20 protein-coding genes are annotated in these 21,453 nt (G+C 66.4%); 12 read left to right on the top strand and 8 right to left on the bottom strand.

Annotated elements, in window-relative coordinates:
• Nucleotides 1-2 precede the first annotated feature (2 nt).
• The 7 genes from C7T96_RS18920 to C7T96_RS18890 form a co-directional block, all read right to left on the bottom strand.
• Nucleotides 3-506, bottom strand: a complete 504-nt coding sequence (locus C7T96_RS18920) for a GAF domain-containing protein (RefSeq protein ID WP_106572818.1) — start codon at nucleotides 504-506, stop codon at nucleotides 3-5.
• Entirely contained in the window at nucleotides 493-1,305 is an 813-nt protein-coding gene (locus tag C7T96_RS18915; RefSeq protein WP_106572817.1) for an ATP-binding cassette domain-containing protein, read from the bottom strand. The genes C7T96_RS18920 and C7T96_RS18915 overlap by 14 nt, the downstream gene beginning before the upstream one ends.
• Complete coding sequence (locus tag C7T96_RS18910) at nucleotides 1,302-2,192, bottom strand: ABC transporter ATP-binding protein (RefSeq protein ID WP_106572816.1); 891 nt, start codon at nucleotides 2,190-2,192, stop codon at nucleotides 1,302-1,304. Before C7T96_RS18910 ends, C7T96_RS18915 begins: the two co-directional genes overlap by 4 nt.
• Nucleotides 2,189-3,022, bottom strand: coding sequence for an ABC transporter permease (locus tag C7T96_RS18905; protein WP_106572815.1), 834 nt, complete (start codon nucleotides 3,020-3,022; stop codon nucleotides 2,189-2,191). Before C7T96_RS18905 ends, C7T96_RS18910 begins: the two co-directional genes overlap by 4 nt.
• Complete coding sequence (locus C7T96_RS18900) at nucleotides 3,019-4,044, bottom strand: ABC transporter permease (RefSeq protein ID WP_106572814.1); 1,026 nt, start codon at nucleotides 4,042-4,044, stop codon at nucleotides 3,019-3,021. The genes C7T96_RS18905 and C7T96_RS18900 overlap by 4 nt, the downstream gene beginning before the upstream one ends.
• A gap of 65 nt (nucleotides 4,045-4,109) precedes the next feature.
• On the bottom strand, nucleotides 4,110-5,702 hold the full coding sequence (locus C7T96_RS18895; protein WP_106572813.1) for an ABC transporter substrate-binding protein: 1,593 nt from the start codon (nucleotides 5,700-5,702) through the stop codon (nucleotides 4,110-4,112).
• Nucleotides 5,703-5,712: 10 nt separating this feature from the next.
• On the bottom strand, nucleotides 5,713-6,387 hold the full coding sequence (locus tag C7T96_RS18890) for an XRE family transcriptional regulator (RefSeq protein WP_199190516.1): 675 nt from the start codon (nucleotides 6,385-6,387) through the stop codon (nucleotides 5,713-5,715).
• Nucleotides 6,388-6,661: 274 nt separating this feature from the next.
• On the opposite strand from C7T96_RS18890, the gene C7T96_RS18885 reads away from it, so the two are divergent.
• The 11 genes from C7T96_RS18885 (at nucleotide 6,662) to C7T96_RS18830 (ending at nucleotide 19,935) form a co-directional block, all read left to right on the top strand.
• Nucleotides 6,662-7,591: a sugar phosphate isomerase/epimerase gene (locus tag C7T96_RS18885; protein WP_106572811.1), complete on the top strand. Its 930-nt coding sequence runs from the start codon at nucleotides 6,662-6,664 to the stop codon at nucleotides 7,589-7,591.
• A 154-nt stretch (nucleotides 7,592-7,745) separates the two neighbouring features.
• On the top strand, nucleotides 7,746-8,570 hold the full coding sequence (locus C7T96_RS18880) for a metallophosphoesterase (RefSeq protein WP_158264420.1): 825 nt from the start codon (nucleotides 7,746-7,748) through the stop codon (nucleotides 8,568-8,570).
• Nucleotides 8,571-8,910: 340 nt separating this feature from the next.
• Complete coding sequence (locus tag C7T96_RS18870) at nucleotides 8,911-10,143, top strand: 3-methyl-2-oxobutanoate dehydrogenase (2-methylpropanoyl-transferring) subunit alpha (RefSeq protein ID WP_106572888.1); 1,233 nt, start codon at nucleotides 8,911-8,913, stop codon at nucleotides 10,141-10,143.
• Between the two features lie 2 nt (nucleotides 10,144-10,145).
• Complete coding sequence (locus C7T96_RS18865; RefSeq protein ID WP_106572808.1) at nucleotides 10,146-11,159, top strand: alpha-ketoacid dehydrogenase subunit beta; 1,014 nt, start codon at nucleotides 10,146-10,148, stop codon at nucleotides 11,157-11,159.
• Between the two features lies 1 nt (nucleotide 11,160).
• Complete coding sequence (locus C7T96_RS18860) at nucleotides 11,161-12,519, top strand: dihydrolipoamide acetyltransferase family protein (protein ID WP_106572807.1); 1,359 nt, start codon at nucleotides 11,161-11,163, stop codon at nucleotides 12,517-12,519.
• A 4-nt stretch (nucleotides 12,520-12,523) separates the two neighbouring features.
• Nucleotides 12,524-13,918, top strand: coding sequence for a dihydrolipoyl dehydrogenase (lpdA, locus tag C7T96_RS18855; RefSeq protein ID WP_106572806.1), 1,395 nt, complete (start codon nucleotides 12,524-12,526; stop codon nucleotides 13,916-13,918).
• A gap of 257 nt (nucleotides 13,919-14,175) precedes the next feature.
• Nucleotides 14,176-15,792, top strand: a complete 1,617-nt coding sequence (locus C7T96_RS18850) for an ABC transporter substrate-binding protein (protein WP_106572805.1) — start codon at nucleotides 14,176-14,178, stop codon at nucleotides 15,790-15,792.
• Between the two features lie 71 nt (nucleotides 15,793-15,863).
• Nucleotides 15,864-16,844 carry an ABC transporter permease gene (locus tag C7T96_RS18845; protein WP_106572804.1) on the top strand — a complete coding sequence of 327 codons (981 nt, stop codon included), beginning with the start codon at nucleotides 15,864-15,866 and terminating at the stop codon, nucleotides 16,842-16,844.
• Nucleotides 16,845-16,847: 3 nt separating this feature from the next.
• Nucleotides 16,848-17,831, top strand: a complete 984-nt coding sequence (locus tag C7T96_RS18840) for an ABC transporter permease (protein ID WP_106572803.1) — start codon at nucleotides 16,848-16,850, stop codon at nucleotides 17,829-17,831.
• Nucleotides 17,828-18,883, top strand: coding sequence for an ABC transporter ATP-binding protein (locus C7T96_RS18835; RefSeq protein WP_106572802.1), 1,056 nt, complete (start codon nucleotides 17,828-17,830; stop codon nucleotides 18,881-18,883). The genes C7T96_RS18840 and C7T96_RS18835 overlap by 4 nt, the downstream gene beginning before the upstream one ends.
• A gap of 116 nt (nucleotides 18,884-18,999) precedes the next feature.
• Nucleotides 19,000-19,935, top strand: coding sequence for an oligopeptide/dipeptide ABC transporter ATP-binding protein (locus tag C7T96_RS18830; RefSeq protein ID WP_245414181.1), 936 nt, complete (start codon nucleotides 19,000-19,002; stop codon nucleotides 19,933-19,935).
• A gap of 65 nt (nucleotides 19,936-20,000) precedes the next feature.
• Here C7T96_RS18830 and C7T96_RS18825 read toward each other — a convergent pair whose 3' ends face one another.
• Nucleotides 20,001-20,843, bottom strand: a complete 843-nt coding sequence (locus C7T96_RS18825; protein WP_106572800.1) for a LysR family transcriptional regulator — start codon at nucleotides 20,841-20,843, stop codon at nucleotides 20,001-20,003.
• Nucleotides 20,844-21,016: 173 nt separating this feature from the next.
• Here C7T96_RS18825 and C7T96_RS18820 point away from each other — a divergent pair, with 173 nt between their 5' ends.
• Entirely contained in the window at nucleotides 21,017-21,418 is a 402-nt protein-coding gene (locus C7T96_RS18820; protein WP_199190515.1) for an ester cyclase, read from the top strand.
• The last annotated feature ends 35 nt before the right edge of the window (nucleotides 21,419-21,453 follow it).

Here is a 21,453-nt window from a genome sequence, read left to right as displayed (position 1 = left end):
TGTCAGGCTCCCCTGGGCTGAAGGCGTTCGTTCAGGAGCAGGCAGACCATGCCGGGAAGCTTGAGCGCTTCGGCGGCGGCGACCCGCTCGGGTGTGTAGAAACCGGCTTCGTGCAGGCAGTTGATGGTGCCGGCGACCTTGCCGTCGATCTCGATCGGCACGTTGATGACGCTTTCGCAGCCGAGCGTGCGGATCAGCTCGTGGTCGTCGAAGACGGCGCGGATGCCGTCGATGTCGTTGGCCACGAAGGTCTTTCTCTGGCCGATCACCAGGCGCGACCAGTCGGTCTCGTTGGCCGGCTTGGTGCCGGACACGGGATAGGCGTCGGGCATGTTGGAATAGATCCGCCCGGCGACGCCGTTCTTGGCGTCGTGCGTCATGATGGTGAACAGTTTCACGCCGACGATCTGCTCGGTCAGCGCGCACAAGGCGTCGAAGGCGGCCTGCGGCTGGTTGTCGGCGCGCGCGGCCTCGTTCACGAATGGCGCGTAGTCAGGCGGCTGCATCGTCGTTCTCCATCAGACGGTTGCGCAACGCCACCTCCGCGTCGGCGACCACCGGCACGGCGGCGATCAGGCGGCGGGTATAGGCGTGCTGCGGATTGGCGAATATCGCTTCGGTCGTGCCCAGCTCGCGCAGGCAGCCCTTCTCGAACACGGCGACGCGGTCGGCGATGTTGCGCACCACCGACAAGTCGTGGGTGATGAACACATAGGTCAGCCCGCGCTTGTCGCGCAGATCGGCGAGCAGCTTCAAAACCCGCGCCTGGACGAGCACGTCGAGCGCCGAGGTCGGCTCGTCGAGCACGACCAGGTCGGACTCGCTGGCCAGCGCCCGCGCGATCGCCACGCGCTGGCGCTGGCCGCCCGACAGGGCCGCGGGCGAGCGGTTCATGAAGTCCGCCGGCAGGCCGACCTCCTCGAGCAGCCGCGCGACCCTGTCGGCGCGGTGCGAGCGGTCGCCGATGCCGTGCACGTCGAGCGGCAGGCGCAGCGACGCGCCCACCGACCGGCGCGGGTTGAGCGAGGAGAGCGGGTTCTGCTGGACGAGCTGGATCGCGCGGCGATGGCGCAGCTCGCGCCGCGCCGGCAGCACGTCGCCGCGCCAGGCGATCGTGCCCATCGAGGGCGGGTAGATGCCGAGGATCATGTTGGCGATGGTCGACTTGCCCGACCCGCTCTCGCCGACGATCGCCAGGCACTCGCCCTCCACGACGTCGAACGAGACGTCGTCGACGGCGCGGATCTCGCGCTGGCCGAGGGTGAAGACCTTGGAGACGTTGCGCAACGACAAAAGACCGGTCATGCCGCGCCCTCCGGTTCGCCGCAGCCCTCGTGCACGACGAGCGGCTGGTAATAATCCTCCGACACGTCCTCGATCTCGGGAATGCCGCCGCCGGTGATGCGCGGCACCGCCGATAACAGCGCGCGCGTATAGGGATGGCGCGGATCGGCGAACAGCCCCTCGGCGGTGGCGTGCTCGACGATGCGGCCCTTGTAGATGACGTAGACGCGGTCGGCGAACTCGCGCACCACGCCCAGATTGTGGGAGATGAACAGCACCGAGGTGTGGTGCTGTTCGACCATGTCGCGCATCAGCGCCAGCGTCTGCGCCTGAACGGTGACGTCGAGCGCCGTGCCCGGCTCGTCGGCGATCAAGAGCGCCGGCTCGTTGGCGAGCGCCATGGCGATCATCACGCGCTGGTTCATGCCGCCGGAGAGCTGGAAGGAATAGGAGTCCAGCGCGCGCTCAGGCTCGGGGATGGCGACGGCCGAAAGCAGCGCGGCGGCCCTGGCGCGGGCGGCGGCCTCGGAGATCGCCGGTTCGGCGCGCTTCAAGACCTCGTGAAACTGCGGCGCGATCCGGTAGACCGGATTGAGCGAGGAGGTCGGATCCTGGAAGATCATCGACATTCTGGTGCCGCGCAACGCGTGGCGCTCGCGCGCCGACAGGCGGTCGAGATCGCGACCCTCGAATTCGACCGTGCCGGAGATGCGGGCGCTCTTGAGCTCCTGCAGCAGGCCGAGAACGATGCGCGCGGTGACCGATTTGCCGGAGCCGGATTCGCCGACCAGCGCCACGCGCTCGCCCTTGTTGATGTGAAGCGAGATGCCGTGCAGCACCTCGACCGGCCCGGCCCATGTCCGGAAGCCGAGGCCGAGATCGGCGATCCGCAGCGTCGGCGCGCTCATTGGTCGACCCCCAGAATGTCGCGCAGCGCGTCGCCGAGCAGGTTGAAGCCGAACACCGCGACCAGGATCGCCAACCCCGGAAACACCGTCAGCCACCAGGAATCGGGCAGGTATTTCGCGCCGTCGGCGACCATCGAGCCGAGATCGGGCGTCGGCGGCTGCACGCCCAGGCCGAGGAAGGACAGCGAGGAGGCGATCAGGATGACGAAGCCCAGATCGAGCGTCATCTTGGTGACGATCGACGGCACGCAGTTGGGCAGGATCTCGCGGAAGATGATGTGCGCTCTGGAGGCGCCGATCACCTCGGCGGCCAGCACGTAGCCCTCTTCCTTCTCGGAACGGGTCAGATTGTAGACCAGCCTCGTATACCAGGGCCACCACATCGCCGTGACGGCCAGCATGCCGTTGGTCAGCGTCGGCTCCAGCAGGCCCATCATCGACATGGCCAGCACCAGCGGCGGGATCGACAGGAACACGTCGGTGATGCGCATCAGCACATATTCGACCCAGCCGCCGACATAGCCGGCGACCAGCCCGATCGTCACACCGATCGGGACCGCGATCGCCAGCACGACCACGCCGAGCAGCAGCGAGATCCGGTAGGCGTAGAGGATGCGCGAGAACAGGTCGCGCCCGACCAGGTCGGTGCCGAACAGATAGGGCCATTCCGGCGGCTTGTTGAAATTGGCGAAATCGACCACCGCGCCGCGATGCTCGGGGAACGGCGCGATCAGGTCGGCGAACAGCGCGCCGAACACCACCAGCGCAATCAGGATCACGCCGGTCAGCGACAGCGGATTGCGCACCAGGATATAGGCTGCCCGCTTCATGACGCCCTCTGCGAATAACGGATGCGTGGATTGATGAAGGCGATCAGGAGGTCGACGATGATGTTGACCAGCAGGAACATGGCCGAGATGATCAAAACCGTGCCGACGATGGCGTTCAGGTCCTTGCGCAGGATCACCGCGACGCCGTAGCGCGACAGGCCCGGCCAGGCGAACACCGCCTCGACCAGGAAGGCGTTGCCGAGCATGGCCGCGAAATCGAGGCCGATGATCGTCAGCGAGGGGATCAGCGATGGACGGAAGGCGAAGCGTCGCGCGATGCGGCGCTCGGGAAAGCCGTAGGACCGCGCCATCTCGATGAACGGCTTGTCGTAGGTCTCGACCATGTTGGAGCGCGTCAGCCGCGCCGCCTGGCCGATCCCGGACAGCGACAGCGCGAAGGCCGGCAGCACGATGTGCCAGGCGGCGCTGCCGAAAGCGGCGAGATTGCCGGCGATGAGCGTGTCGATGGTCAGGAAGCCGGTGACGGAGGCGATGGCGTAACTGTCGGCGATGCGCCCGGCGATCGGAAACAGCGGCAGGTAGAAGGCGAAGATCAGCATCAGGATCACCGCCCAGACGAAACTGGGCGCCGACACGCCGAGCAGCGTGAAGATGCGCACCGCATGGTCGGCCCACGAGCCGCGATAGCGCGCCGCGATCACGCCGAGCGGCAGGCCGATCAGGATCATCATCAATCCGGCCACGAGGATCAGCTCCAGCGTCGCCGGCAGGAACTGGGCGATGTCGGCCGTCACCGGCCGGTTGGTATAAAGCGATATGCCGAGATCGCCGCGCGACAGGTCGCGCAGGAAGTAGCCGTACTGGACCGGAAGCGCCTCATCGAGGTGCAGCCGCTCGCGCAGCGTCTCCACCTGCTCGGGCGTGGCGTTGGGGCCGAGCGCGATGCGCGCGGGATCGCCGGGGATGACCCGGGCGATGGTGAAGATCAGCATGGAGACCCCGACAAGGACGATCAGGGAGGTCCCCAGCCGCTTCGCAAGGAGGCGGACGACTGGCGGCATGATGCTTACCCGTGATGCGCGGTGCCGGCCGACGGCGCGCCTGCCGCCGGCCGGCGTCCTGGGAGTTACTCTGCGGTCATTTCCATGAGCCGGAAGGTGAAGCCGAAACCGTCCAGCCCGAACGCCTTGGCGGGATCGGACAGCGCCGGCACCTTGACCCGGTCGGAGGCGGCGAAGATCGACTGGCGGTCATAGGCGTAGATCGACGGGGCGATCTCCATCAGCCGGTCGTTGAGGGCCGTGTAGGCGGCCTGGCGGCCCTCGTCGCTGGTCTCCGCGCGCCCCTTCTCCAGGGCGGCGTCCACCGCCTCGTCCTTCAGATATTCCGGCGACTGCCAGGTGCCGGCGGCCGAGGAATGGTACATCGGATAAAGCAGCGTGTCGGGATCGCCGGTGACCGCGTTGGCGAAGATCTGCGAGATATGCGGCGTATTCTCCGGCTTGGTCACCTGTTCGGTGAACAGCGCCCATGGCAGTTTCCTGATCTCCGACTTGATGCCGAGCTCGGCGAAATTCGCCTGCATGAGAAGCGCGAAACGCTCTTCGATCGGCACCTCGCCGATCCAGGAGATTTCGAGATTGAAATCCTCGGGCTTGTACTTGCACGCGGCCAGGTGCTCTTTGGCCTTTTCCAGGTCGCGGTTCATCGCCTCGGAGGCCGGCTTGGCGCCGTACATGCCGACCGGCACGCCGCCGGTCGCCGGCGAGCCCTGCGCCACGTCGTCGGTGACGGCGACCATCTTGAGGCCGGAGGCGTAGTCGTAGGCGCTGGCGAGCGCGAGCCGGCAATTGACGTCGTCGAGCGGCGCCTTGGCCGTGTTCATCTTGATGTAGAAAGCGCCGCCGCCGGTCTCCTTGAGCATCTGCGCGCCGTCGGCGGCAAGCGACTTCAACACTTCCGGCGGCAGCCACTGCGAGGAGATGTCGTGCTCGCCCTGCGCGATCAGCGTGCGCACGGTCGCCGCCTCGAGCCCGTAGCGGAAGCGTACCGTGTCCGGCGCGACCTCGGCCACGCCGAGGAAGTAATCGGCGTTCTTGGCCATCACCGTTTCTTCCTGCGGATTGTGCGAGACGACCTTGTAGGCGCCGGTGCCCGCCCCGTTGGCCGACAGGAAGGCCTGGCCCCAATCCTTCATCTCGCCGTCGCCCTCGCCGAGATTGTCCATCACCAGCTTCTTGTCGACGATCGGAAGGCGCACCAGCGAGGCCACGAACGGCGAATACGGCTGGGAGAGCTTGAAGCGCACCGTGGCGTCGTCGACCTTTTCGACGCCGTCGACATTCTTGAACAGGAAGGACAGGCCCTGGCCAAGCGCCTTCATGCGCTCGAAGGAGAACACCACGTCGTCGGCCGTCAGCGGGTTTCCGCTCTGGAATTTCACGTCCTGGCGCAGCGTGAACACGAAGTCGTTGCCGTCGGCCTCGTAGCTTTCGGCCAGATGCGGCACATAGCCCGGACCGCCCTGGGCCGGGATGACCAGCGTATCGTAGATGTTGAACATCAAGATGGAGTCGGCGTAGTCGGTCGCCTTGCCGGGATCGAGTTCGCCGACCGGCACCTCGTCGAGGCGCAAAACGGTTTCGGCAAGCGCCGGCGCGGCGGCGAGCGTGGTCGCGGCAAGCAGCGCCGCGGCAAGCGATTTCGAAATCCTGTTCATCACAATTCCCCTATGGTTTCTGGCTCTTGGCAGTTGCTTGGTGGCGGCCGCCCTTCTTGCGCACCGCCGGCACGACGCTGTGCGTCGCATCGCCCGGCTCGTCGCCGAACACGTCCATCGTGCAGGTGTGCAGGATGGTCGACGGCGCGCCGGTGTGGTTCCAGGACGAGTGGACCCGGGTCGACGGAAAATGGATCGAATCGCCGGGCTCCAGAATATGGACCTCGCCCTCGACCTCGACCGTGATCCCGCCGGCAAGCACGTAGAAGATTTCCTCGCCCTCATGCGCGATCGGTTCGGAACGGTATCCCGGCGGTTCGTGGATGATGACGCTGCGCAGGACGTTTCCCGGAAACGAGGCCGACAGCCGCTCGTAGACGAGCGAATTGGAGCCGACCGCGTAATGCGGGCGTTGGTCGTGCCGGGTGGTCGGAACGGTCAGTTGCGGCTGGGCGAGGAATTCCGAAACATGCACCTTGAGCACGCGCGCGACCGACACCAGCGAGGACAGAGACGGAGTGGTGATGCCGCGTTCGATCTGGGAGATGAAACCGACCGACAGACCCGCGCCTTCGGCGACATGCTTGAGGGTCAGGCCGAGTTCGCGACGCCGGGCCCTGAGCCGTTCGCCCAGCGGATCCTGGTTGGCGGCGCCGTTGCCTTCGCGTGCGACCTGCTCGTCCACAATCGCTCCCTCGATCGTTTTAGTATTTGTAAAAAACGATGCCTTCAGCGATGGCATGAGTCAAGCAGAATTTTAGTCAGGCTAAAACTCTGAAATCGCGGCACGAATCGCCCCGCCATGCAAATCCGCATGCACCACCGCACCGCGGCGCGCTCGTTCGCCGTCGCAAAACCTCCATCCGGCTGTCAGACGGCTGACATACGCGGCGGGCAGGTTCGCGGGCTACGAATCACTCCCCCGCGCGCGGCGCGGACCAGACTGGAAAGGAATTCTCATGCTCGAAAACGGTGTCGCGGGAACGGGACTGTCAGCGCGCAAACGACAGGACGATCTGTCGGACTTCGCCGCGGAACTCGATCTGATCGAGGCGCTGGGCGTGGAGTCGATCGAACTGCCGATCTTCGATCTCGACGTGATCGTCGGCGGCAAGATCCGGCGGCCGCGCCTGGAGGAGATCAAGCGCGCCTGCGCCGGCCGGTCGGTGGCGTTTTCCGTGCACGGGCCGCTCGCCATCAACTTCATGGACGAGGCGCGGCGGCTGCCGCGCCATCTCGACGTGTTGTCCGCGTCGCTCGAAGTCGCTGCCGAACTGGGTGCCAAGCATTATGTCGTCCATTCCGGGCTCGCACGCCACCAATCGGGCGACGGTCTGAAGGCGGCCTATCACCGGCAGCGCGAATGGCTGGCGCGCGGCGGCGACATCGCCCGCCAGAACGGGCTTTACCTGTGCGTGGAGACGATGTTCGGCGGCTATGACGGCAGCGTACACGCCTCTTCGCCGCAGCGGCTGGCGGACGAGCTGGCCGCGATCGCCCATCCCAACGTGGCCGCGACGATCGATTTCAGCCACGCCTATATCAATCTCGACTTCGCCGGGGCGCGCCAGAACTTCGTCGCGGAGATCAAGGCGCTGGCGCCCTATGGCCGCCATCTGCATGTCCACGACAGTTTCGGACGCCAGGACGACATCTGGATGTTCACCATCGGCGAACGCCTGGCCTACGGCCATGGCGACCTGCATCTGCCGGTCGGCTGGGGCGACCTGCCGTGGGAGGAAATCCTCGCCGAATGCACGTTCCCCGAAGGCGTCGTCTTCAATATCGAACTGCAGCAGCGCTACTGGTACGCCGCTCAGGAGGCCGTCGACGCGACCAAGGCGCTGGCGGCGCGGGCACGCACAACGGCACGTGCCGCGGCGGCCTGAACCGGCCTGGCCGGGTGCCGCGCCGGCCGCGGCGCCGGCCCGGCCGCGACAAAATCCCGGCCCGGTGCTTGCCGCACCGGGCCGCTTTGCGACATGGTGGCCGTCCCGCCGACCCAGGTCGCACCCTGCCCCTTTCCGACGCGGACAGTTTTCGATGAGCGATGCCGTTACCTTCGTCCACCTGACCGACCTGCACGCCATCTCTCCACCGCACGCCGAGGACGATGCCTGCGCGGCCAATCTCGACAGGTTGGCGGCGGTGATGGCAACGATCGCCGCGATCGCGCCGCGTCCCGATTTCGTCGTTGTCAGCGGCGACATCACCGACCGCGGCGATCCGGAAAGCTACCGGCGGGTGCGCGCCGTGGTCGAGGCGCACGGCCTTAAAACCCTCTACGCGCTCGGCAATCACGACACACGACCGGGTTTTTATGCCGGCATGCTCGATGAGCCGACCGGCGCCACCGCCCCCTACTGCCACGACCGACTGATCGGCGGCCTCCACGTCGTCACGCTCGACACCAGCGTCGCCGGCAAGGTGGCCGGCGCGCTCGGCGCGGACCAGTTCGCCTTTTTGGACGCCGCGCTGCGGCGCCATCCGGAAGCGGCGAAGCTGCTGGTCATGCACCACGCGCCGCTGGTCGCACCCGGCACCGGCTATGGCTGGGAAAGCCTCGGCGCGGCCGATACGTGGCGCCTGGCGGAGGCCATCGCCGGCCACCCCGTCGCCGGCATTGTGACCGGCCACGTCCACTACGACCGCGTTGCGATATGGAACGGCGTGCCGGTCGTCACCACCACCGGGCTCCACAACGCCAACGACGTTCTTTATCGCGATGGGCTGCGGTTCGTGGCCGGCGGATCGTTTGCCTTGTGCAGCGTGCGCGACGGCGCGCTGTCGGTCGCCTTCGTGCCGCTCGCCTCCGACCGGCGCGAGCTGGCCATTCTCGACGCGGCGACGGTGCGCGGCTTTTCCTGAGCGGTTTTCGGGCCGAAAACACCTCGATTCGACCGCAGAAATTGCGATTTTGCCCTCGAAAAAATGCAAAAATCGCAAAAGCGACGCCAAAATCGCTTCTTTTTCACGCAAGACTGCGCGTGTTTGGGCGGCTTTCCGGCTCACAAAATTTCGCCGGCGCGACATCGGCCGTAGCCTTGTTGCGATCATGCGCCGCCGGCCCTCGCGACCGCGACTTTTTCTTGCGTCGGCGTGACGAAGGTGGATGATCGGCACCAGGGAGGAGACGGCGCGGCCCGGCGGCCTTGAACGAAACGCCGGCCGGCGCGTTTGCTCCCCCGACCACCGGGAGCCCGATGCCATGGCCGAACACAAGCCGCTTCGCCTCAACGTGCCAGAGCCGGAAGTGCGCCCGGGCGGCAAGCCGGATTTTTCCAACGTCAAGATCCCCAAGGCCGGCAGCGTCGAGCGGCCGCCGATCGACGTGCCGCCGGAAGACATCCGCGACATGGCCTATTCGATCATCCGGGTGATGAACCGCAAGGGCGAGGCGGTGGGTCCGTGGGCGGGCACGCTGACCGCGCAGGAGACGCTCGACGGGCTGCGCGCCATGATGCGCGTGCGCGCCTTCGACCGGCGCATGCTGATGGCGCAGCGCCAGGGCAAGACCTCGTTCTACATGCAGTGCCTGGGCGAGGAGGCGATCGCCTGCGCCTTCCGCAAGGCGCTGGAAGACGGCGACATGAATTTTCCGACCTATCGCCAGCAGGGCCTGCTTTTGGCCGGCGGCTATCCGATGGTCGACATGATGTGCCAGATCTATTCCAACACCCGCGACCCCAACAAGGGTCGGCAATTGCCGGTGATGTATTCGTCGAAGAAATTCGGCTTCTTCTCGATCTCCGGCAATCTCGCCACCCAGTTTCCGCAGGCGGTCGGCTGGGCGATGGCGTCGGCGATCAAGAACGACACCCGCATCGCCGCGGCCTGGATCGGCGACGGCTCGACGGCGGAAAGCGACTTCCATGCCGGCCTGGTCTTCGCCTCGACCTACAAGGCGCCGGTGGTGCTGAACATCGTCAACAATCAATGGGCGATCTCGACCTTCCAGGGCATCGCACGCGGCGGCTCGGGCACGTTTGCCGCGCGCGGCCACGGTTTCGGCATTCCCTCGCTCAGGGTCGACGGCAACGACTATCTCGCCGTCCACGCGGTGGCCAAATGGGCGATCGAGCGGGCTAGGCGCAATCTCGGGCCGGTGCTGATCGAATACGTTACCTACCGCGCCGCCGCGCACTCGACCTCGGACGATCCGTCCGCCTACCGGCCGAAGGAGGAATCGGACGCCTGGCCGCTCGGCGACCCGGTCGAACGGTTAAAAAACCATCTGGTCGCCGTGGGCGCCTGGACGCAGGAGCGCCACAGCCAGGCCGAGGCGGAGATCGACGCCGAGGTGCTGGCCGCGCAGAAGGAAGCGGAGGCCTTCGGCACGCTGCACAGCGGCCCGAAAGCCTCGCCGCGCGACATTTTCGAGGAGGTCTACGACACCATGCCGCCGCATCTCAGGCGCCAACGCCAGGAAGCGGGGTACTGACGATGCCGCGCATGACGATGATCGAGGCGATCCGCGACGCCCATATGGTGGCGATGGAAAAGGACGACAACGTCGTCGTGTTCGGCGAGGATGTCGGCTATTTCGGCGGCGTGTTCCGCTGCACCCAGGGCCTGCAGGAACGGTTCGGGCGCGATCGCTGCTTCGACAGCCCGATCAGCGAATGCGGCATCGTCGGCACGGCGATCGGCATGGCCGCCTACGGGCTGAGGCCGTGCGTGGAAATCCAGTTCGCCGACTATGTCTATCCCGCCTACGACCAGATCGTGTCGGAGGCGGCGCGCCTGCGCCACCGCTCGGCCGGCGACTTCACCTGCCCGCTCACCATCCGCATGCCGACCGGCGGCGGCATTTTCGGCGGCCAGACGCACAGCCAGAGCCCGGAGGCGCTGTTCACCCACGTGTCGGGGCTGAAAGTGGTGGTGCCGTCGAACCCGTACGACGCCAAGGGGCTTTTGATCGCCTCGATCGAGGACGACAATCCGGTGATCTTCCTGGAGCCGAAACGGCTTTATAACGGCCCCTTCGACGGCCACCACGACAAGCCGATCATCCCGTGGTCGAAACACGCGCTGGGCGAGGTGCCGGCCGGCCATTTCACCGAACCGCTGGGCAAGGCGGTGGTGCGGCGCGAGGGCGCGGCCGTCACCGTGCTCGCCTACGGCACCATGGTCTACGTGGCCGAGGCGGCGGCCGAGGAGAGCGGCGTCGACGCCGAGGTGATCGACCTGAGGACGCTGCTGCCGGTCGACCTCGACACGATCGTGGCCTCGGTGAAGAAGACCGGACGCTGCCTGATCGTGCACGAGGCGACGCTGACCTCGGGTTTCGGCGCCGAACTCGCCGCGCTGGTGCAGGAACATTGCTTCTACCATTTGGAAGCGCCGATCCGGCGCGTCACCGGCTGGGACACGCCCTACCCGCACGCGCAGGAATGGACCTATTTTCCCGGCCCCGCACGGGTCGGCGCCGCGCTCGGCGAACTGATGGAGGGCTGAGATGGGCCAGCACGTCATCAAGATGCCGGATGTCGGCGAGGGGATCGCGGAGGCCGAGCTGGTCGAATGGCACGTCAAGGTCGGCGATCCGGTGGCCGAGGACATGGTGCTGGCCGCCGTGATGACGGACAAGGCGACGGTGGAAATTCCCTCGCCGGTCGAAGGCACCGTCGCCTGGCTCGGCGGCGAGGTCGGCGAGCAGATCTCGGTCGGCGCGCCGCTTCTGAAGATCGAGGTCGCCGGCGACGGCAACGACGACGCGGCCGCAGCGCCAAAGCCGGCCGCGCCGCAGGCGGAAGACGAGGACGAGCCGGCGGCGCCGGCGCGACCAGCAGCCGATGGGGCCGAGACGACCGCCAACAGGCAGCCGGACGACGACGCGGCGCAGGACGCGCCCGCCGCGCCACGCGAGCGGCCGGACACGCCGGCGCCGCCGGCGGGCAAAGCCGCGCGCGACCGCCGCTTGCCGGCCCAGACGCGCAAGGAAGGCGACAAGCCGCTCGCCGCGCCGGCCGTGCGGCTGAGGGCGCGCGAGGCCGGCGTCGATCTGCGTTTCGTGCGCGGCAGCGGTCCGGCCGGCCGCATCACCCACGAGGATCTCGACCTGCATCTGGAAGCCGGCGACCGCCCCGGCGCGGTTGCCGCGCGCGCGCCCGACAACCGTGTCACCGACTTCAAGGTGGTGGGCCTGCGGCGGCGCATCGCCGAAAAGATGCAGGTGGCGAAATCGCGCATTCCGCACATCACCTATGTCGAGGAAGTGGAGATGGACGCGCTGGAGGATCTGCGCGCCGCCCTCAACACGCGCAAGCGCGACGACCAGACGCGGCTGACGGTGTTGCCGTTCCTGCTGCTGGCGATGGTCAAGGCGATCCGCGAACAGCCCGGCTTGAACGCGCTCTACGACGACGAGGCCGGGGTCGTGCACCAGCATGGCGGGGTGCATGTCGGGATCGCCACCCAGACCCGCAACGGGCTGGTGGTGCCGGTCGTACGCCACGCCGAGACGCTCGATCTGTGGGCGTGCGCGGCGGAGATCGCCAGACTGGCGGAGGCGGCGCGCAACGGCACGGCGACACGCGAGGAACTGTCCGGCTCGACCATCACCATCACCTCGCTCGGCGCGCTCGGCGGCATCGCCACGACGCCAGTCATCAACCATCCCGAAGTCGCGATCGTCGGCGTCAACAAGATGCAGGTGCGTCCGGTCTGGGACGGCGCCCAGTTCCTGCCGGCCAAAATGATGAATTTGTCGTCGAGCTTCGACCACCGCATCATCGACGGCTGGGAGGCAGCCGTCTTCGTGCAGCGGATCAAGACGCTTCTGGAAACGCCGGCATCGATCTTCATCGAGGACTGACAGGATGAGAGACATCAAGTGCCAATTGCTGGTCATCGGCGCCGGGCCGGGCGGGTATGTCTGCGCCATACGCGCCGGCCAGCTCGGCCTCGACACGGTGATCGTGGAAGCCGAGAAACCGGGCGGAACCTGCCTCAATGTCGGCTGCATTCCCTCCAAGGCGCTGATCCACGCCGCCGACGAATTCGCCAAAGCGAGCGCGTTCGCCGCCGGCGGCACGCCGCTCGGCATCCATGCCGGCGAGGCCCGGATCGACTATCCCAAGACCGCCGAATGGAAGGACGGCATCGTGCGCCGGCTCACCAACGGGGTGAGCGGGCTCCTGAAGAAGGCCGGCGTCAAGCATGTCGACGGCTGGGCGCGGTTTCGCGACGGCAAGACGGTGCATGTGGACACGCCGACCGGCCCCCAGACCGTCACGGCCGACCATATCGTGATCGCGACCGGCTCGACCCCGGTCGAGCTGCCGGGACTGCCGTTCGGCGGCGCCGTCCTGTCGTCGACCGGCGCGCTGGCGCTGACGGAGATCCCGCAACGGCTGGCTGTGGTCGGCGCCGGGTATATCGGGCTCGAACTGGGCACGGCCTTCGCCAAGCTCGGCAGCCAGGTGAGCGTGCTGGAAGCCATGGACCGCATCCTGCCCGCCTATGACGAGGAACTGACCAGGCCGGTCAAGAAGCGCCTGGAGGCGCTCGGCGTGCGCGTGCTGACCGGGGTCAAGGCCGAGCGGCATTCGGCGAGCGCCGGAACGCTATCCTACACCGATGGCGGGCAGTCCGGCACGGTGCCGGCCGACGCGGTGCTGGTCACGGTCGGTCGCGCCCCGGCCACAAAAGGCTGGGGGCTGGAAGAGCTCGACCTGACCATGGACGGGCGCTTCATCGCCGTCGACGACCAATGCCGCACCTCCATGCGCGGGGTCCACGCGATCGGCGACGTGACCGGCGAGCCGATGCTGGCGCACCGCGCGATGGCGCAGGGCGAGATGGTGGCCGAGATCGTGGCCGGCAAAAGGCGCGCCTGGGACCGGCACTGCGTGCCGGCGGTCTGCTTCACCGATCCCGAGATCGTGACGGCCGGCCTGTCGCCGCAGGAGGCGACCGCGGCCGGGCTCGACGTGCGCAGCGCGAGCTTTCCGCTGCAGGCCAACGGCCGCGCCATGACGATCGAGCGCGACGACGGCTTCGTGCGCATCGTCGCGCGCGCCGACAACCATCTCGTCGTCGGCGTGCAGGCGGTCGGCGCGCAGATTTCCGAACTCGCGTCCTATTTCGCCCACGCCATCGAAATGGGCGCGCGGCTGGAAGACGTGGCGCAGACCGTCCACGCCCATCCGACGCTGGGAGAGGCGTTCCAGGAAGCCGCCCTGCGCACGCTCGGTCACGCCCTGCATATCTGACGCGCAACGGCTGCGACGATCGGGATCGAACGATGCGAATTCGAGCGTGATTTCGCATGATTTTCGATAGGCTACGGCAGTTTTCCGCGCAAAATACGCCCGTTTCGGGCCAATTTCGCGCGTTTTCGGCACAACCTTGCCGGGTCCGGAAAGAACATGGCTTGCGCGCCGTGCGGGTTTTCTGAATAGTGCCGGCCAAGAGCATTTCTTCTGATAATCAAAAAACCATCAATGCTCGCCAATGGGAGAAGACAATCATGAGCATCGGACAATCGCTTCGTAGTCTGCGCGTGCGAAGCCGCAAGGTGGCCCTGGCCGCCGCTGGCGCGGGACTGCTTCTGGGCTCGACCGCCCACGCCGAAACCCTGCGGTTCGCCTTTCAGGGCACGCTGAACGCACTCGACCCCTATTCGCTCAACGAGACCTTCACGCTCGGCATGCTGGGCAATGTCTATGAGGGCCTGACCAAGCGCGACAAGGATCTCAAGATCATTCCGGGCCTGGCGGAGAGCTGGGAGGTCGTCGACCCGCTGACCTGGCGCTTCAATCTGCGCAAGGGCGTGAAATTCGCCAACGGCAACGATTTCACCGCCGACGACGTCATCTTCTCGGCCGATCGCGTGCGCGCCGAAACATCGGACCTGAAGACCCGCATCCCCGCCGATTCGCAGTGGACCAAGATCGACGACCATACGGTGGAGGTGAAGCTCACCTCGCCCAACCCGATCCTGCATTACGAGTGGGACACCTGGTATATTTTCGACAAGGAATGGGCCGAGGCGGAAGGCGCGGTCTCGCCGGTCTCGGCGCGCGACACCAATCCCGGACCGGCGGCGTTCAAGGCCAACGGCACCGGCCCGTTCGTGATCGACAGCCACGAGCCGGGCGTGAAGACGATCTTCAAGCCCAACGAGGGCTGGTGGGGCGAGCCCGAACACAATCTGACCGAGGTGGTGTTCACGCCGATCGCCGCCGACGGCACCCGCGTCGCCGCGCTTCTGGCGGGCGACGTCGACCTGGTCGATCCGGTTCCCGTGCAGGACATTCCGCGCGTCAACAGCGACCCGAACACCGAGGCGCTGACCGGCCCGGAACTGCGCGTGATCCATCTCGGCTTCAACCAGTTCCGCGACGAGCTGCCGACATCCGACGTCAAGGGCAAGAACCCGTTCCGCGACGTCAATGTGCGCAAGGCGATCTATCAGGCCATCGACATGGAGGCGATCAAGGAACGCGTGATGCGCGGCCTGTCGACGCCGGTGCCGCTTTTGATCGCCAACGAGCTGTTCAGCGGCTCGGGCGAGTTCGAGCGGCTGCCCCACGACCCGGACGCGGCCAAGCAGCTTCTGGCCGATGCGGGCTATCCGGACGGGTTTTCGGTCGGCATGGACTGCCCGAACGACCGCTACGTCAATGACGAGGCGATCTGCCAGGCGGTGGTGTCGATGCTGGCGCGGATCGGCGTGACGGTGAACCTCAACGCCCAGCCCAAGGCGCAGTATTTCGCCAAGGTGCTGGCGCCCGGCGGCTACGACACCGACTTCTACCTGCTCGGCTGGACGCCCGGTTCGTTCGATTCGTGGAACGTGATCACCAATCTGGTCGGCTGCCGCGACGAGACCGGCAAGGGCGGGCCGTTCAATCTCGGCGGCTATTGCAGCGAGGAGGTCGACGCTCTGGCGGCCAAGATCGTCGGCGAGATCGATCCTGAAAAGCGCGATGCGCTGATCAAGGAAGCCTACACGATCATGACCAACGAGGTCTCGCACATCCCCTTGCATCAGCAGTCGCTGGTGTGGGGCAAGCGCAAGAACATCGACATCGTCCAGCGTCCGGACAACCAGGTCCTGTTCTACTGGGCCACGGTGAACTGAACGTCCAAACCGCCATCTGACCCCCGCGCGCCCGGCGCGCGGGGGAGGCATGGACTTCAGGGGCACAATCGATGATCGCATTCGCCATCAGGCGGTTCATGCAGGCGCTCGGCGTCATGCTTGTCGTCGCGCTGATCTCCTTCTTGATGTTCCGCTTCGTCGGCGACCCGGTGAACCAGCTCGTTGGGGTCGACACCTCGCCGGCCGAGCGCGAGGCGCTGCGCCAGGCGCTCGGGCTCAACGATCCGGTGATGATCCAGTTTTCCCGCTTCATCGTGAAGGCGGTGCAGATCGATTTCGGCATTTCCTACCAGTTCAAGCAGCCGGTCGCCGCGCTGATCGCGTCGCGCCTGCCGGCGACGCTGGAACTGTCCTTCGTGTCGGCGCTGTTCGCGCTCGCCGTCGGCGTGCCGATGGGCGTCTATACGGGGCTCTATCGCAACACGCTCCTGGCGCGCGGCTTCCTGGCGATCAGCCTGATCGGCGTGTCGCTGCCGACCTTTCTGATCGGCATCCTGCTGATCTTCGTGGTCTCGGTGAATCTCGGCTGGCTGCCTTCGTTCGGGCGCGGCGAGACGGTCAATCTCGGCGGGGTGTGGACGACCGGACTGCTGACCAAGTCGGGACTGTTGTCGCTGATCCTGCCGGCGATCACGCTCGGCCTGTTCCAGATGACGCTGATCATGCGGCTGGTGCGCGGCGAGATGCTGGAAGTGCTGCGGACCGACTACATCAAATTCGCCCGCGCGCGCGGGCTGTCGCGGCGCGCCATCAATTTCGGGCATGCGCTGAAGAACACGCTGGTGCCGGTGATCACCATCACCGGGCTGCAGCTCGGCTCGATCATCGCCTTCGCCATCATCACCGAAACCGTGTTCCAGTGGCCGGGCATGGGGCTGCTGTTTTTGCAGGCGGTGCAGAACGTCGATATCCCGATCATGGCCGCCTACCTGCTTTTGATCGCGTTCCTGTTCGTGGCGATCAACTTCATCGTCGACCTGCTCTACGTGGCGGTCGACCCGCGCATTCGCCTCGGCGAAGCCAGGAGATAGCCGATGCCCCATGTCGCCGGCGAGACCACAAACGGCGCGGTGGCGGCGCGCGGCGGCGACGGTGCGCCCCCGGCGAAGGGACGGCTGCGCCGGGCGCTGGAATCGGATCTGTGGTACTCCTTCGTCCGCTCGCCGGTGACGGTGGTGTCGGCCGCCGTCACGCTGGTGATGATCCTGTCGGCGGCGTTCGCGCCGCTGGTGGCGCCGCACAACCCGTTCGACCCGGCCACGATCTCGATCCTGGATTCGTTCTATCCGCCGGCCTGGATGGAGGGCGGCGACGCGCGCTTCCTGCTCGGCACCGACGACCAGGGCCGCGACATCCTGTCGACCATCCTCTACGGCATGCGCATCTCGCTGGCGGTGGGGTTCGCCAGCGTCTTGTTCGCGATGGTGATCGGCGTCACGCTCGGCCTGGTGGCCGGCTATATTGGCGGGGCGGTCGATTCCGTCATCATGCGCATCGCCGACGTGCAGCTCACCTTTCCCGCCATCCTGATCGCGCTTCTGATCAACGGCGTGGCGCGGGCGATGGCCGGGCCGCAATCCTACGACCAGGTGGTGCTGGTGGTGCTGGTGCTGTCGATCGGGCTGTCGTTCTGGGTGCAGTATGCGCGCACGGTGCGCGGCTCGGTGCTGGTGGAGGCCAACAAGGAATATGTGCTGGCCGCGCGGCTGATCGGACTGAGGCCGTGGACGATCATGTTCAAGCACGTGCTGCCCAACGTGCTGGGTCCGGTGCTGGTGATCGCGACGATCAATCTGGCGCTGGCCATCATCACCGAGGCGACGCTGTCGTTTCTGGGTGTCGGCGTGCCGCCGACCGAGCCGTCGCTGGGCACGCTGATCCGGATCGGCAACGATTTTTTGTTCTCCGGGGAATGGTGGATCACCATCTTTCCCGGCATCACGCTGGCAATCCTCGCGCTCGCCGTCAACCTGCTCGGCGACTGGCTGCGCGACGCACTCAATCCGAAGCTCAGATGACAGCAACGCTTTCCGTCCGCAATCTCCGGGTCGAGATCCCCACGCGCGCCGGCGTATTGAGGGCGATCGACGATCTGTCGTTCGACATCGCGCCGGGCGAGGTGTTGGGGGTGGTGGGCGAATCGGGCGCCGGTAAGTCGATCACCGGCTCGGCGATTATCGGCCTTCTGGAGCCGCCGGGGCGGGTGGCGGCCGGCGAGATCCGGCTCGGCGGCGAGCGCATCGACGATCTGGGGCCGGACCAGATGCGGCGCATACGCGGCCGACGCATCGGCATGATCTTCCAGGACCCGCTGACCAGCCTCAACCCGCTTTACCGGATCGGCGACCAGCTCACCGAAACCATTCTCACCCACGAGCGTCTGTCGCAGCGCGCGGCGCGCGACAAGGCGCAGAAACTGCTCGAGGAGGTGGGCATCCCGGCCGCCGGCGCCCGGCTCTCGGCCTATCCGCACCAGTTTTCCGGCGGCATGCGCCAGCGTGTGGTGATCGCGCTGGCGCTGTGCGCCGACCCCGAACTGGTGATCGCCGACGAACCGACCACGGCGCTCGACGTGTCGGTGCAGGCCCAGATCATCGCGCTGTTGAAACGGCTGTGCTCGGAGCGCGGCGCCTCGGTGATGCTGATCACGCACGACATGGGGGTGATCGCGGAAACCGCCGACCGGGTGTGCGTGCTCTATGCGGGCCGGCTCGCCGAGATCGGGCCGGTGCGCGCGGTCGTCAAACATCCGCAGCACCCTTATACGCACGGGCTGATGTCGGCGATCCCCTCGCTGGCCGGCGACCCCGACGAGGAACTGGCGCAGATTCCGGGCGCGATGCCGCGGCTGGGCGCCATCCCCGACGGCTGCGCCTTCAACCCGCGCTGCGACCACGCCTTCGCGCGCTGCCGGGCGGAACGCCCGCACCCCTACTCCGCCGGCGCCAGCGACGCGGCCTGTTTCCTGCACGATCCCGACCCCGCGCGCCGCCCGCCCGAGCCGGTGGCGCGCGCGGCCGCCGCGCGCGGCATCGCGGCGGCGGACGAAACGCCGGAGGCGACATCATGACGGCCGCGTACACAAGCCCTGCGCGCCCGGCCGCGCCGGACCAAGACGCCGTGCCGCTGGTGGAAATCGGCGGCCTGCGGCGTGTGTTCGATCTTTCCAAACCCTGGCTCAACCGGATGATCGAAGGCGGCGGGCGGGTGACGCTGACGGCGGTCGACGGGGTCGATTTTTCGATCAATCGCGGCGAGACCTACGCGCTGGTCGGCGAATCCGGGTCCGGCAAGTCGACGATTGCCAAGATGGCGGTCGGGCTGCTGCCGCCCTCGGCCGGACGGGTGTCGATCGACGGCACCGACGTGTGGGGCGAAAAGGGCGCGGATGCGATGCGGCGCATGCGCCGCAAGATCCAGATGATCTTCCAGGACCCGTTCGCCAGCCTCAATCCGCGCTGGCGCGTGCAGGCGATCATCGAGGAGCCGATCAAGGCGTTCGACCTGATCGCCGACCCAAAGGACCGCGCCGCGCGGGTGGGCGAATTGCTGTCGCTGGTCGGGCTCGACGCGCGCGACGGCCAGAAATTCCCGCACGAGTTTTCCGGCGGCCAGCGCCAGCGCATCGCGATCGCGCGCGCGCTCGCCTCCGACCCGCAATTCATCGTCTGCGACGAGCCGACCTCGGCACTGGACGTGTCGGTGCAGGCGCAGGTGCTCAATCTGTTGCGCGACCTGCAGGAGCGGCTCGGCCTGACCTATCTGTTCATCAGCCACAACCTGGCCGTGGTGCGGCACGTGGCGACGCGGGTCGGGGTGCTTTATCTCGGCCGGCTGGTGGAGGAGGCGCCGGCGCGCGAGTTGTTCGCGGCGCCGAAACATCCCTATACAAAAATGCTGCTCGACGCGGTGCCCGACATCGAGATGGAGGGCAAGGAAAGGCTGGCGATCGCCGGCGAGATTCCCAACCCGGTCAACCCGCCGCCGGGCTGTCATTTCCATCCGCGCTGCCCGTTCGTGATGGAGCACTGCTCGACCGACACGCCGCCGGCGCATCTGGTGGGCGACGCTGCGGTGCGCTGTCACCTGTTCGCCGAGGACCCGGCGAAGACGCAGCCCTGATCGGAGCCGGGTTTTCGCTTCAGTGCGCTCAACGCGGCGGACCGCTGTTTCGATTGCGCCGGCTTTCAACCGGCATTTCGGCAATAGGTCCAAAATGCCGATGCGAGCACCGATGGGTGCCTGTCTCTGAACACCGGCCGCACCTCGAGCGCGCCAATGTCGGTGCCAGGCATCAGGTCTACAAGTGTGCCGTCAGAGATCTCGGACGCCACCCCTGCCCGGACGACACGAACGGCGCCTAAGCCCTCACGCGCCATCGCGATCGCAGCGTTGCGATTGTTGACGCGCACGATTCGAGAAAAGCCCGTCCCGAATATCGATCGCCCTTCACCTCCGATATGCGCATGTTCCAGCAAAGGGATACGGTCGAACGGCACGTCAGCCAATTCAGGACTTGCAACAATGGCGAGCGGCATAACAATCATCGTGTCCGTCGTCGGCGTCCGTGAATGGAACGACGTTCGCAAGGCGAGTTCAATCACGGATACGCGAATGTTCTCGATCTGATCGGAACTGTGAACATGTATCGTGACATCGGGGTGGCGTTGGTGAAATCCCTTCAATCGCCTTGGGAGCCAGAACACAGCCAGTTCCGCCGGCAGCGTGATCGTAATCGCACCGCCAAGCCGCTGGTCGCCGATCCCGATTTTCCCGATATCGGTCGCGATCTCGAGAATCCGTTCGACCTTCCTGCGAACTTTGATCCCGTCTTCCGTCAACTCGAACTTGCGGGTCGAGCGGACCGCAAGCGACACGCCAAGTTCGTCTTCCAGTGTCGAGAGGGCTTCTGAAAGCACGGGTTTGGACAGCCCCAGGCGGGAGGCGGCCCCATTGATGGACCGTGCTTGCGCGATCGCTTCGAAATACAAAAGCCGTCGCAGGGTCTGATAGCTGACGGGGAAACCCATTGTTCCTTATATCCGAACAAATAGTTATTTCGTTCTGTTCTACTCGACAAAGTCGATCGCGGCTAGATCAATCGCGCAACACTTTCGAAAGGAACAGAGCAATGAAAAAACTTCGACTCGCTGCCGCTGTTGCCCTTACCGGTCTCATGTCAGGCGCGGCGTTCGCGGATGATATGGCCGTCGTCAGAAGCTTCTATGCCGATCTGTTGACCACACCCGCTGACGCGACGCCCGAGGCGGTGCGCAGCGTCGTGGCGGAAGACTGGGTTTCCACGCCGACGCCTTTGGGCGGTCCGGGCGCAGAAGGGCTGATCAAGACGCTCAACGCCTTTGGGGGACTGATCCCCGACCTGACCTGGGAGCCGCAAGAGATATTGCGGGACGGCAACAGGTTCGTCGTTCGCGGACGCGCCACCGGAACGCCGCAGGGGCCCTTCCTCGGGGTCGACCCGGCAACGGGAAAGAGCTTCGACATCATGTCGATCGACATCCACACGGTCGACGACGGCAAGATCGTCAAAAGCTATCATGTCGAAGAATGGGCGACGGCAATCCAGCAACTGAGCGCCGAATGATCGAAATGCGGCTCACCGCATCGCTCGGTGCGGTG

The sequence above is a fragment of the Nitratireductor sp. StC3 genome, from assembly GCF_003015025.1.
GTDB classification, from domain to species: Bacteria; Pseudomonadota; Alphaproteobacteria; order Rhizobiales; family Rhizobiaceae; genus Mangrovimarina; species Mangrovimarina alexandrii.
The sequence above is the reverse complement of the archived record's forward strand: the minus strand, read 5'-3'. Positions and strand labels throughout refer to the sequence as shown.